Origin of the sequence: Streptosporangium sp. NPDC001681 (genome assembly GCF_040298085.1) — a bacterium.
GTDB lineage: Bacteria > Actinomycetota > Actinomycetes > Streptosporangiales > Streptosporangiaceae > Streptosporangium.
The window spans coordinates 64,536-76,608 of the sequence record NZ_JBEOZN010000002.1 but is presented as its reverse complement, the minus strand read 5'-3'; the positions used below and the strand labels follow the sequence as shown (position 1 = coordinate 76,608).

The 12,073-nt window shown below is 71.7% G+C and carries 10 protein-coding genes; 2 read left to right on the top strand and 8 right to left on the bottom strand.

The genetic code is table 11. The features are described 5' to 3' along the window. Positions 1-5: 5 nt before the first annotated feature. Complete coding sequence (locus ABT130_RS01250; protein WP_350951840.1) at positions 6-674, bottom strand: LysE family translocator; 669 nt, start codon at positions 672-674, stop codon at positions 6-8. Between the two features lie 385 nt (positions 675-1,059). On the opposite strand from ABT130_RS01250, the gene ABT130_RS01245 reads away from it, so the two are divergent. Next, positions 1,060-1,422: a DsrE family protein gene (locus tag ABT130_RS01245; RefSeq protein WP_350951839.1), complete on the top strand. Its 363-nt coding sequence runs from the start codon at positions 1,060-1,062 to the stop codon at positions 1,420-1,422. Between the two features lie 62 nt (positions 1,423-1,484). Here ABT130_RS01245 and ABT130_RS01240 read toward each other — a convergent pair whose 3' ends face one another. From ABT130_RS01240 to ABT130_RS01220, 5 genes are all read right to left on the bottom strand, one after another. Then, positions 1,485-2,201, bottom strand: a complete 717-nt coding sequence (locus ABT130_RS01240; protein WP_350911180.1) for a type 1 glutamine amidotransferase — start codon at positions 2,199-2,201, stop codon at positions 1,485-1,487. Beyond that, the gene (locus tag ABT130_RS01235) at positions 2,191-3,477 is read right to left on the bottom strand and encodes a MurT ligase domain-containing protein (protein WP_350911178.1); all 1,287 of its coding nucleotides are present in this window, start codon (positions 3,475-3,477) and stop codon (positions 2,191-2,193) included. The genes ABT130_RS01240 and ABT130_RS01235 overlap by 11 nt, the downstream gene beginning before the upstream one ends. 262 nt (positions 3,478-3,739) lie before the next feature. Next, positions 3,740-6,712 (bottom strand): ATP-binding protein, encoded by a 2,973-nt coding sequence (locus ABT130_RS01230; protein WP_350951837.1) that lies wholly within the window; start codon positions 6,710-6,712, stop codon positions 3,740-3,742. Positions 6,713-6,989: 277 nt separating this feature from the next. Next, positions 6,990-8,939, bottom strand: a complete 1,950-nt coding sequence (locus ABT130_RS01225) for a hypothetical protein (protein WP_350911174.1) — start codon at positions 8,937-8,939, stop codon at positions 6,990-6,992. A gap of 268 nt (positions 8,940-9,207) precedes the next feature. Further along, the gene (locus ABT130_RS01220) at positions 9,208-9,759 is read right to left on the bottom strand and encodes a TetR/AcrR family transcriptional regulator (RefSeq protein ID WP_350951835.1); all 552 of its coding nucleotides are present in this window, start codon (positions 9,757-9,759) and stop codon (positions 9,208-9,210) included. Between the two features lie 60 nt (positions 9,760-9,819). On the opposite strand from ABT130_RS01220, the gene ABT130_RS01215 reads away from it, so the two are divergent. Further along, positions 9,820-10,848 (top strand): DsbA family protein, encoded by a 1,029-nt coding sequence (locus ABT130_RS01215; protein WP_350951833.1) that lies wholly within the window; start codon positions 9,820-9,822, stop codon positions 10,846-10,848. 87 nt (positions 10,849-10,935) lie between these two features. Here the strand turns inward: ABT130_RS01215 and ABT130_RS01210 are convergent, their stop codons facing one another. Both ABT130_RS01210 and ABT130_RS01205 read right to left on the bottom strand, forming a co-directional pair. Continuing rightward, on the bottom strand, positions 10,936-11,232 hold the full coding sequence (locus ABT130_RS01210; RefSeq protein ID WP_350911168.1) for a DUF1416 domain-containing protein: 297 nt from the start codon (positions 11,230-11,232) through the stop codon (positions 10,936-10,938). Beyond that, complete coding sequence (locus ABT130_RS01205; RefSeq protein WP_350911166.1) at positions 11,232-12,071, bottom strand: sulfurtransferase; 840 nt, start codon at positions 12,069-12,071, stop codon at positions 11,232-11,234. The genes ABT130_RS01210 and ABT130_RS01205 overlap by 1 nt, the downstream gene beginning before the upstream one ends. Positions 12,072-12,073: the final 2 nt, after the last annotated feature.

Below are 12,073 nucleotides of genomic sequence, written 5' to 3'. Positions count from 1 at the left end.
GCGCGTCAACGGCCCTCGACGGCCACCCGCAGCCCCAGCGCGACGAGGACCGTACCGCTGACCGCGTCCAGCCGACGCCGGATCACCGGGCGGCGGAACCACGCGCCTGCCCGCCCGACCACGGCCGCCAGCGCCAGATACAGGACGATCTCGATGACCACCTGGAGCACGGCGAGCAGCGCGGTCGTGGCGAACAGCGGCTGGTCGGCCGGTACGAACTGCGGATAGAACGCGATCATGAAGGCGGCGGCCTTCGGGTTGGCCAGCATCACCACCAATCCCTCGCCGAACGCCTTCCACCAGGTCAGCGCCGAGCCGGGCACCGGCTCCCCGACCGCGACCTCCTCGGCCACCCCGCCGGTTTCCCGCCCGCGCCACGCCGAGCGCCAGGCCTTGATCCCGAGGTACAGCAGGAAACCCGCGCCCACCACGCGCAGGACGAGGAAGGCCACCTCGGAGGCGGCCACCAGGGCGGCGAGCCCGGCGGCGGCGAGCAACGCCCACAGGTACAGACCGGCTTCCAGGCCCAGCACGGTGGGCACCGCGCCGGAGAAGCCGCGCAGGGCCGCACGGCGCAGGATCAGCGCCATCGCCGGCCCCGGCGAGGCGGAGATCAGCACCACGGCCAGGATGAAGGCGGGCAGGGAGGAGATGAGGTCCATGGAGTTCATCATGATTGTGCGCGTATCACCTGTTCAACGCGTTTCGCGCGGAACGCGGCGGCCGCGCGTCGCCGGTGCCGTCACCGAAACGGTTCCCGGACCGGGCGCCGTCAGGCTGTGGGTGAGAGTGACCGGCCGCCCCAACGGCGCACGATCCGCCGCGGCCTCTGCCCTTCCTGACCGGTTCCACCACCGCACATCCAGCCGGTGTGAACGGCCACCCGTGAACCCGTTGATCGTTTCCGGCCACAGCATCGGCAGGACGGAGGAGGGAGCGGCGGCAACGCGGTGCGGCGCCGCCCGACCTACCGCGGTGGGCAAAAGATCCAGGAAACAGGACCTGGAACCGCCCTGATATGGTTCGCGCCCGCGAGGCGGACCCGCATAGGCTTCGGGCATGGCACGATCACTGGTGATCAAGGTTACCGCCGGCGAAGACTCACCCGAGCGCTGCAACCAGGCGTTCACGGTGGCCGCGGCGGCGTTGGCGAGCGGAGTCCCCGTCTCGCTCTGGCTGACCGGCGAGTCCGCGTGGTTCGCCCTCCCCGGACGGGCGAAGGAGTTCACCCTCCCGCACGCCGCCCAGCTCGGCGACCTGCTCGACGCGGTGCTCGCCGGCGGCAGGGTGACGCTGTGCACCCAGTGCGCGGCCCGGCGCGACATAACGGTCGGCGACGTGATCGAGGGCATTCGCATCGCGGGCGCCCCCACGTTCGTCGAGGAGGTCCTGGGCGAAGGCGTCCAGGCTCTCGTCTACTGAACGCCGCCTGGTGAGGCACGCCCTCCGGCCGCCCGGCAAGGCCGGACGGCCGGTTTCCGGCGTCAGCCGGGCAGCACCGCGGCCAGGCGCTCCTCGCGGAGGCGCTCGAACCAGGAGTCGTCGATCGGTGGCAACTGGGCATCCACCGCCCAGGTGAGCAGCAGGTCGGCGAGGCCGGGGTTACGGGCGAGCGCCGGACCGTGCAGGTAGGTGCCGACGATCTTGCCGGTGTAGCAGCCCTCGGTGCCGTCGCCGTTGCCCGTGCCGACCGCCGTACGCGCCAGTGGCCGGACACCGGGCCCAAGCCGGGTGACGCCCATGTGGTTCTCGAAGCCGGTCAGCGTCGAGATGCCGAGCGCCGGGTCCGCCTCCCCGGCCAGCTCGCCGACGGCCCGGCCCGCACCACGGCCGCTGGAGATGTCGATCAGGCCGATGCCGTCGACCGGCTGCCCCTCCTCGCCGCCGAAGGTGGTGCCCATGATCTGGTAGCCCGCGCACACGGCCAGCAGGGCCGCGCCCCGCTGGATGGCCCGGTGCAGGCCGCCGTCACGCCGGAGCCGCTCGGAAGCCAGGATCTGCGGCCGGTCCTCGCCGCCGCCGATCAGGTAGATGTCACCGCTCTCCGGGACCGGGTCGGCCGAGCGCACGTGCACGGTCTCAACCGGGATGCCGCGGCGCCGGGCGCGCTGCTCCAGGACCAGGACATTGCCCTGGTCGCCGTACGTGCTCAACAGGTCCGGATAAATCCAGACAAGGCGTAGAGCGCTGTCAGACTGCACGACCGAACTCCGATCGAATCTGCTGGAAGGCGGTGTAATTGGCGATCACGTCGACCTTGCCCGGCGGTTGCGCGCCGAGTGCCTGCTCGAACGATCCGGCCAGCTGGAACGGCACGTCCGCCACATCCAGCCGGAGCGCGAGGTCGAGCCGCCGCTCACCGGTCACGAAGACCGGCCTGCCGCGCAGCACGCGGTAGTCGACGTCCCACAGCCATGAGGTGTCGCGGCCGTCGGGGCCCTGGGCGTTGACCGAGAGGATCACCGGCAGCGAGGAGTCGAGCACGTCGAAGGCCTCCAGCCAGCCGGCCGGGTTCTTGGCCAGCAGCAGCCGGGCGTGCCGTCCGCCGCGCTCCACGGTGGTGTAGCGGCCGGCGACCGACCTGACCTCGCGCAGCCGGGGCAGCGCCCGCTCGACGGGCAGCCCGAACGCCTCGGCGGTGGCCAGCGCTATCGCCGCGTTGGCCCGGTTGGCCCGCCCGGGGAGCTGAATGTCCAGCACCCAGCGCTGCCCGCGCGGGTCGATCACCGCGTCGTCGTCGAGCACCCAGGACGGCTCAGGCCGCCGGAAGGTGCACTCGCGGCAGGCCCAGTCGTTCTCCCCGGCCTGCGAGGAGGCACCGGAGCCGAGGCTGCCCGGCGGAACGTACTCCATGCCCTTACGGTCGAGGGGGCCGCCGCACTCGGGGCAGCACCAGGAGTCCTCCTTCCACGGCTGCCCGGCCGACACCCAGGTGACCGAGGCCGCGGTGGAGGCGCCCCAGGTCACCAGCGGGTCGTCGGCATTGGCGATCACATGGGTGTTCTTGCCGGCCAGCGCCCGCCGCCACTTCTGGGCGAGCAGCCAGATCTCGCCCGCCCGGTCCATCTGGTCCCGGCTGAGGTTCATCAGGCAGATGACCCCGGCGCCGGTGGTGTCGATCACCTCGGGCAGGTACTTCTCGTCGACCTCGAGCACCCCGTACGGGGCGTGCTTGGCCGACGACAGTGCCGAGACGTGCCCGGCGGGCATGTTGGCGCCGAAGGCGTTGGTGGCGACGTCGCCGAGATCCGACAGTGCGGAGGTGATCAGGCGGGTCGTCGTGGTCTTGCCGTTGGTCGCGCTCACCAGCGCGAGCTTGCGGTCGCGTGCCAGCTGGCGCAGCAGGTCGGGCTCCAGGAGCATGCTGACCCGGCCTCCGATCACCGACCCGTCTCCGCGTCCGGTGACCCGGGACAGGGTCGCGGCCGTCCGGCCGAGAGCGGTGGCGAGCTGCGCCCGCAGCGGAAGCTGAGTCATGCCGTCTCCTCGCTTGGCGACCGTTCGCGGGACGACCCGGCGGCCGGCCGGCCCGGCCGCGGGGCCGGAATCGCCGAATCGTTCATGCCGCAGATCTTAGCCGGGCTTCGGCACCCCCACCCCCGGACGGCACGTCACACACCCCGGCCGGTGATGGTCAAGCGTAAAGGCCGCAGACCAGACCGCTCTCACCATACGGCGGGAACGAACTCCACAGGCTCCACAGCGGGAGATGTGGCCGGATATCCCTCCCGGCCACGCCTCACTGCTCGGCGAAGGCGAGTTCGACGGGTTCCTGCGAATCGGCGTCGAACGGCAGCACGAACCGGTGCGGCCACGACAGCACGCTCTCCAGCCAGCCTGCCCCCATCGTCTGGGCCACGTGCCGGAGCCGCTCGGCCGGGTCGATGCCGATGGTGACCGTGAGGATGTCGCGCTCCACACTCTCGCGCTCGTCGTCGCCGAGGATCACCCGCCAGGCCAGTTCCCGGTTACGGTCCACCTCCATGGAGAGCGGGTGGTGGCGGAGCGCCTTGGCCCGGTGGCCGAGCAGCTCGGAGCCGCCCGCGGGACGGTTGAACAGGGCGTACTCCATGACCGGCGCGGAGCCGCGCGGGTTGGGCGCGGGCTGGCCGTGCGGGAAGAGCCGGTCCACCTCATGCAGCCACCGCACCTGCGGGATGACCCAGGCGGGTCCGGGCCGCTCGCCGGGGTCGCGGTCGGGACCGAGCAGCCTGGTCGCGATCGCGGCGACCTGCTCGGTCAGCTTGGCCGGGTCGTGGACGGTCCGCAACGACCACGCGCGGCGGCCCACGCACCGTTCGGCGGTCGTGGCCAGCAGGCATTCGCGCCGCCGTGCCGGGAGCTCCGCCCAGAGGTCGGCCAGTGCCCGGGGCACCCCGGGCGCCGGCCTGTTGGTACAGAACGCCAGCACCAGCGTGTCCGTCCAGATCCGCAGCCAGGCCCACTCGGGCGCCTCGGCGAGCAGGTCCGCCTCGCGCAGCTCGACCAGCGTGCACGCCCGGCCGTTGCGGCACTCCTGCCCGCACGCCGCCGAGCGACGACCGCAGATGGGCGGCGTGTGGCCGGGGACCGGGCGCTCGCGGTCCTCGCCCAGCGGCACCTGGATGCGGAGCGGCCGGTCCATGCCGTCGGCGAAGACCGCGGCGACGCCGGGCGGGAGCGAGACGACCTGCCGGGACTGCTCCTCGCTCAGATTCGTCGCCGCCCCGACCAGCCGGCGGTCGTCCTCGGCGGGGAGCCTGTGGATGACCTTCAGCGCGGTGTTCTTCACGACGTCGGGGACCAGTTTCGTGGGAATCTGCTCGGCGACCACGATGCCCTCGCCGTACGCGCGGATCTCGGCGAGCATGCCCGCCAGGAGCTCGACGGCGTGCGTGCTGGCCCGCCCCGCGCCCCGGTCGCGGAGCAGCCGGTGCGCCTCCTCGATCACGATGACGTGCTTCAGCCCGCTGCTCCGCTCCTTCCTGGCCCGCATCCGCAGGTGCTCCACGATCCGGATGATCAGCGTGCCCATCAGGAACGCCTTGTCCTCGTCGTTGGCGACGTCCTCGATCGCGAGCACCACGTTGCGCTGGAGCAGGTCGCCGATGTCGGCGGGATGGCCGCCCTCGAAGAACCGGCCGGCGGAACCGACCCGGAGCGACCGCAGCCGCAGCGAGATGAAGCCCTCCACATCGGCCTGGACCTCCCGCCCGTAGCCGATCTCCTTGATCACCTCCATCGCGTGCCGCTGCAGCTGTTCGAGGGTCGGCACGGCGGGCCGCACGGCGGCGCCGGGAGCGGCCCAGCCGGTGACCACGTCCCACCCGTTGGCCTCGTACACCCGCTGCAGGGCGAGCGACATGATCTGCGGGAACGGCTCCTCGGCGTCGAAGGCCGCCATGAACAGCGCCCGGACCATGTCGATGTGGGCCTGAACCGGATAGCCGGGTTCGGGAGCGAGCGGGTTCACGCTGAACGGCACGCTCTCCGGGGCGGACGGGTTGATCACGGTCACCGGGGCGAGGTGCTCGATCCGGCCGCCCATCGAGGCGTACTCGGACTTCGCCGGCTCGATGGCCAGCCACGGGACGCCCGCGCCGGTGAGCTGCTCCAGCAGGTGCCTGACGGTCTGGGACTTGCCGGAGCCGGTGGCGCCGGTGACGAACGCGTGCCGGTTGAGGGTGGCCAGCGGGACCCTGAACGAGCCGACCGGCCTGTCCTGGCCGTCGAGGATGGCCCCGAGCTCGACGGCCGGCGTGCCGGGCGCGGTGTCGGCCTCGCTGGTCACGTCGAAGAAGCCCGCGTCGAGCACCCGTACCCCCGGCACCTCCCGGTGCGGCAGCCCGGCGAGGGCGGCGAGCGCCCCGGCGGTGGCCGCGAACGGGGCGGCGGCACCGTCCGCCGGATCCTGCAGGGTCACCGCCAGTGCCTCGGCGAAACCGTGTACGGGACCGGACAGCGCGCTGCGCAGGCGGTAGGGGTGGTGGCTCATCTCGGCGGAGCCGACGAGCACCGGGGCGATCTGGCGCAGTTCCTCGGGACCGGCGGCCCCGGCCAGCAGCCGGACGTTCCACAGCCCCGCCTCGCGGAAGGCGTCCAGCTCCTGCATGCGCCGCTCGGCCCGCTCCGCGTCGTAGCGGGAGCGCTCGGAGGCGTCGCCGTACTGCCGCAACACGTTGAGCTGGGTGCGCAGGTGCGCGACCTCGGCGTCCAGCAGGTCGGTCTGCTCGGCCACCACCAGCCAGGCGAACGGCCGGGACATGAGCGTGACCAGCGTCGACTCGAAAAGCGTCGGCCGCCTGATCTCGTCGGCGTCCGGCTCGCGACGGCCGCCGAGCGGCGGGGCCTGCCGGCCGGGGCAGACGGTCCACACCAGGTCGGACAGGTCGCGGAGCCACTCGTCACCGATCCGGACACCGCGGGCGCCGCTGGGAAAGAGCAACGGCTCGGGGCCGCCGGGGGCGTGCTCGACCTCGGTGGCGGCCCTGCGGGGCGGGCGCGGCGGAGTCAGCGGCCCCGCATTGGTGATCAGCTCCAGCGGGGCGCCGGACCCCCGGGAGAGCCAGCCGACCACGAAGGGCCGGTTGCGCTGGGCCGTGGAGAGCACGGCGGGCAGGACCGTGACGAAGTCCCACTCGGCGGAGGAACTGCGCGAGGGCGCTGTGATCGCCTGGATTCTGTACCAGGGACCGGTCAGGGCGTTGGGCGGACGGGACACACTTGGCTGCATTTGGTCTCCACCCGAGGGACCCGGCTCCAGGCCGGAGGGTTGACGCTTCACGGATCACTCCGCCATACCGGCCGACGCGTAATCGGGGGTAGGTCACCCCCGTAACCACGGTCGAACCTGACTCGGGGCTCGCACCTCCACATTGACCATCCCATTACGACATACGGACGCCCCGTTGGCATGCCCGGCGATACCGTCCCCGACGGGATCATCGCTACCCGGATCCCCACCGGCCGAATCCCCGCCCACCGGCTCGTCGGCGGCACGGGCCCGGACCTCATTGGCGGCGGCGCCAGTCGAGCCTGGCCGGGGGCGGGCCGAGATTGGGCGGCGCGTCCTCGAACGGACTCGGCTCGCGTGGCTCCGCCTTGCTCTCCTGTACGCGCTCCAGCACGGCTTCCTTGATCTCGTCGAACTCGCCCAGCGTCGTCTTGGGGAAGGTCAGTATGGCCGGATTGGCATCGGCGAGACGGACCCTGCGCCCCTCGGCGGTGGCGTCGGTGACGATCACCGAGGTGGTGGGAAGCTGCTGGAGCTGGTGAGGCTCGACGAGGAACTCCCGGGAACGGTGCAACACCCGCTCCGTCTCCCCCATCGCCTTGGTCGCGCGGCGGCCCCACTCGGTGGAGAAGGTGATGTCCTCCTTGAGGTCCGCGCGGCTCACATCGCGCTCGTCGTCACCCTCCTCCGCCTGACCGACCGTGGAGATGTAGCCGCCGTCCATACCGGCCCCGGCGGCACTGATCGTCTCGGTGAGCTGGGCGAGCTCCAGGCGGTGCTCGGTGCCGACGTGCTCGCTGGCGATCCGGGCGTCCTCGGCGTTGCCGAGCCGCATGAACGTGACCGCCGCGTGCCCGCGCCCGAGCCGTTCCCGCACGGTCGGGGTCAGCGAGCGATAGGTGAGCACCAGCCCGGTCCTGGAGGTCTCGCAGGCGTCCATGAGCCGGTCCAGCACGTCACCGCGGAGCTTGTCCGCGCCCGCGACGATGATCGTGTGGTACCAGGGCCGCTCGGAGGCGGGCGACTGGCGCAGGATGTGGGTCAGCGCGGTGGCCACGTACGTGCCCAGGACGCGGTTGCCGAACACGCCCGCCTGGCGGTCCATCGACACGACCCGCAGGCGCGCGGGCGGCAGGCGCACCGCCTCCGAGCCGAGGGTCTCCAGCTTGCGCAGCTGCGACTCCAGCGCCCAGGCCCGCTCGATCACCACGCGGTCGCTGACGCCACGGCCGAAAAGCGTGCCGATCCGCTCCAGCTGGGTGGCGGTGATCAGGCCGCACCGCAGGTCCTCCCGGGGGTCGCCGACCTGGGCCAGGGCGCGCAGCGCGGCGGTGACCTGGTTGATCGTGGCACTCTCGCCGAGGACTTCCAGCACCCGCTCCAGGATCGCGTTGTCGAACGACAGGTCCCTGGTCGTGCGGTGCTCCTCGCTGACGCTCACGACGTGGGCGAGGACGTCGGCGAACGCCTCGGGGGCCAGCGTGGCACCCAGGTCGAGCTTGGGGAGGTCGACCGGCAACACCCAGACCAGCGGGTCGTCACCGCCCCTGCGCGCCAGCTCGATCAGGTCCTTGGCGATCGCGCCCTCGGACAGGTCGAGCACGGTCAGGTGGCCACCGCTGTAGAGGCGGGTCGCGCCGAGCAGTGTGATCAGCGCCGACCAACCGGGCAGCGTGCCGCCGGCCACGTCGATCCGGTCGATCTCGTCGGGCACGGCCACCGCGTACCAGGTCAGCTGGCGGTCGTGGCGCTCCTTCTTCTCGGCCCACTCCCGGTAGCGGGCGGCGTGCTCCTCCTGGGCGGCGAAGAGCTCCCGATCCCGTTCCTCCCGTAGCCGGTCACCGGCCACCTCCCGCTCCCTGATGCGGTGGCGGACCGCCCGGTCGCCCTGGTGGACGGCGTAGCTGCAGAACACCGCGATGCCACCGGCGGCGATCACCCCGACGACGGCGAACGACCAGCTCAGCATCTCGGTAAGGCCGAGGACGAGGATCAGCGTGGCGAGCGCGGCCATGAACGCACGGACGATCTTGACCGGCCGGTTCAGGAGGTCTTCGTTGAGGCGCTCCCTGCGCACCCACTCGGGGTCGACGGGCTCCGCGGGATTCTCCACCGGCGAGGGTCGCTTGGGAGCCGGACCTGGATCCGGGTGCAACAGCGCATACTGCCAGCCCAGGTAGATCCGGTCCGCCTGGAGTTGCGCATGCTCGGGATGCACGTCCGCCACGGAACCCCTCCGCCATCGGGCTCATCGGAAGCCTCTGAGACAGCGTAAGAGTTCGACATCATATTCGGGCAGCGTTCCCGTCAATCCGCTGCATTTTCCCCAGTTTTACCACCACTTAAGGGATCGATGGGTCGGATGGGATGGACGTCACCGATCGCCGTCGCCGCCCCCTCCCTCCCCGAGGAGCCTCCCCGGAAGTGACGACCTTCCCGACGACGCCGGGGATCGCCGGACCGGCGTCGTCCACTCCCGGCCGCCGGGGTCCACATCAGCGGATCAGGTTCCACGCCACCGCCGCGATCTCCTCGGCCGGACGCGGCGGATGCTCTTCCAGCCAGTACGTGAAGAGCCCGACCAGCGCGCCCGCCACATGATGGGCGTGGATCTCCGGTGGCACCTCGTCGTGCCCGGGGGGCCGGGAGCCCGCCGCGAAGGGGCCGCGCAGCTCCGCGACCAACGCCTCGCGCAGCCGCGCGCAGAAGCGGGCGCTGCCGGAGGGCCCGAGCATCCGCCGGTAGAGCGGGGCTCGCTCACCGACGTGTTCGAACAGCGCGACCAGCGACGCCGGCACCGGCCCCGGCTCCCGGTAGGGACACCGCGCGGCCTCGGCGGCCAGTTCCTTGACCGCGGCCTCCATGGCATCGAGCACGAGGTCGTCGCGGTCACGGTAGTGAACGTAGACCGTGGCCCGGTTCACCCCGGCCAGCTGGGCGATCTCGGCGACGGTGATCGAGTCGGGATCGCGCGCGGCGGTCAACTCCAGGGCGGCGGACCGCAGCCGGGCGCGGGTTCTGCGGATTCTGGGATCGTCTCCGGACACGCCGTCAACTTTAAACGACACCTGTCGAATAAACGACACCTGTCGTTTGTTGTAGCGGCCATGAAGCGCATCGAAGTCTGGGCCGACATGGTCTGCGCGTGGGCCTACATCGGCAAGCGACGGCTGGAGCAGGCCGACCTCGGCGAGGACGTGGAGATCGTCTGGCGCCCGTACCTCATCGACCCGATGGCTCCGGCACGGTCCGAGCCGCTGCAGGACGCCCTTCGCGACCCGGTCGCCGAGGGCGCCCTGCGGGCCTGCCACCCCGCCCTGACCCCGGCCGAGAACCGGGCCCGGGTCTCGCGCGTCGCCGCCGCGGAGCGGATCGGCGAGCGCGCCGACGACGGCGGGCGGCGCTGGGGAGCGGTCTGGCGGGCGAACACGTTCGACGCCCACCGGGTCATCGCCCTCGCCTACGGCCGCGGCGGCGCGGCGCTCCAGGACGCGGTCGTGGAGCGGATCCTGCGTGCCCACTTCGTCGAGGGCTCCGACATCGGAGACCGCGGCACGCTGGCAGCGCTCGCCGCCGAGGCCGGACTCGGGGGCATGACCGAGGCGCTGGAGCGCGGCGAGGGGGCGGCGGAGGTCCGCTCCGAGCTGCTGCGCGGCAAGGCCGTCGGCATCGCCACCTCGCCGACCTTCGTGGTGGGTGACACGGCGGTCGCGGGCGCGCAGCCGCCCGAGGTCCTCGCCGACCTGGTGCGGCACGCCGCTCCCCGGCGGGAACTCCCCGACGAGGTCAGGTGGCTACGCCAGGCCGAGGCCCTGCTGGGTGTCAGAGATCCCCTCGGCGCCCTGCGGACCCTGGAGCCGTTGATGGCCGAGCACGGCGAGGACCCCGCCGTCCGCCTGCTGGCGGCCCGTGCCTACTTTGGTTCGGCCCAGCTCGGCCGGGCGAGCGAGACGCTGGAGTCGCTGCTGGAGCGCACCCCCGGTGACCACTACGCCCGATTCCTGCTGGGCAGGACCCTCGAACGCGCCAACCGCCACCCCGAGGCCCTGCCACACCTGCGCCTGGCCGCGGCCATGTCCCCAGAGCCCGACTACCTCGACGCCCTCCGGCGCGTCGAGCACCGGCTGGCCGGCTGACCTGGCCTGACCAAAAGGACCGGCACTCCCTCGTGGGAGTGCCGGTCCTTTTTACCGAGCCGGCTCGGCGGGCGTCGGACCGAAGGGTCAGACGGACACCGCGAGCTGGGTGACCTCACCCAGGCGGGCCTGGGCCGGGATGTCCTTGGTGACGCCGCCGCCCGCGATGATGCGGACGGTCCAGTCACCGGGGGCGGCGAAGAAGCGGAAGATTCCCTCCTCGGACACCACGACCTCACCGGTGAACTCACCGGAGTGGTCGAGCAGACGGGCGTAGGCCGTGCCCGCGCCCGTGACCACGCCCTGGATGACGGCCTGGTTCGTAAGATCGATCCCGGCCGGAAGGGCAATCGTCTGTTCCGGAGCAGCGCATCCCTGAGTCATTATCGAGCCTCTCCCAGTTCGATCGGCACGCCGACCAGCGAGCCGTACTCAACCCATGAACCGTCGTAGTTCTTGACACCCGCCTGGTCGAGGAGCTCGTGCAGCACGAACCACGTGTGGGCCGAGCGCTCCCCGATGCGGCAGTAGGCGATGATGTCCTTGCTGAAGTCGACACCCGCGCCCTCGTAGAGGGCCTTGAGCTCCTCGTCGGACTTGAAGGTGCCGTCGTCGTTGGCAGCCTTGGACCACGGGATGTTGCGGGCGGTGGGCACGTGGCCGACACGCTGCGCCTGCTCCTGCGGAAGGTGCGCGGGGGCGAGCAGCTTGCCGGTGAACTCGTCGGGCGAGCGCACGTCGACCAGGCTGAGCTTGCCGATCGCGGCGACGACCTCGTCGCGGGAGGCGCGCAGGGACCGGTCCTGCTCCTTGGCCTTGTAGTCCGTGGCGGGGCGGCTGGGAACGTCCTTGACCAGCTCGCGGGACTCAAGCTCCCACTTCTTGCGGCCACCGTCGAGAAGCCTGATGTTCTCGTGGCCGTACAGCTTGAAGTACCAGTACGCGTAGGCGGCGAACCAGTTGTTGTTGCCACCGTAGAGAACCACGGTGTCGTCGCCCGCGATGCCACGAGCGGACAGCAGCGCCTCGAAGCCCTCGCGGTCGACGAAGTCGCGGCGGACCGGGTCCTGCAGGTCCTTCTTCCAGTCGACCTTCACGGCGCCACGGATGTGGCCCTTGTCATATGCGCTGGCGTCCTCGTCCACTTCAACGAGAACGACACCGGGGGTATCGAGGTTGGCCTCGACCCAGTCAGCATCGACCAGGACGGCGGAGCGGCTCATTT

Coding starts and splice junctions, on each gene's coding strand:
- ABT130_RS01230 (WP_350951837.1), bottom strand. CDS start 6,712: ATGCAGCCAAGTGTGTCCCGTCCGCCCAACGCCCTGACCGGTCCCTGG.
- ABT130_RS01250 (WP_350951840.1), bottom strand. CDS start 674: ATGATGAACTCCATGGACCTCATCTCCTCCCTGCCCGCCTTCATCCTG.
- ABT130_RS01235 (WP_350911178.1), bottom strand. CDS start 3,477: ATGACTCAGCTTCCGCTGCGGGCGCAGCTCGCCACCGCTCTCGGCCGG.
- ABT130_RS01215 (WP_350951833.1), top strand. CDS start 9,820: ATGAAGCGCATCGAAGTCTGGGCCGACATGGTCTGCGCGTGGGCCTAC.
- ABT130_RS01205 (WP_350911166.1), bottom strand. CDS start 12,071: ATGAGCCGCTCCGCCGTCCTGGTCGATGCTGACTGGGTCGAGGCCAAC.
- ABT130_RS01245 (WP_350951839.1), top strand. CDS start 1,060: ATGGCACGATCACTGGTGATCAAGGTTACCGCCGGCGAAGACTCACCC.
- ABT130_RS01210 (WP_350911168.1), bottom strand. CDS start 11,232: ATGACTCAGGGATGCGCTGCTCCGGAACAGACGATTGCCCTTCCGGCC.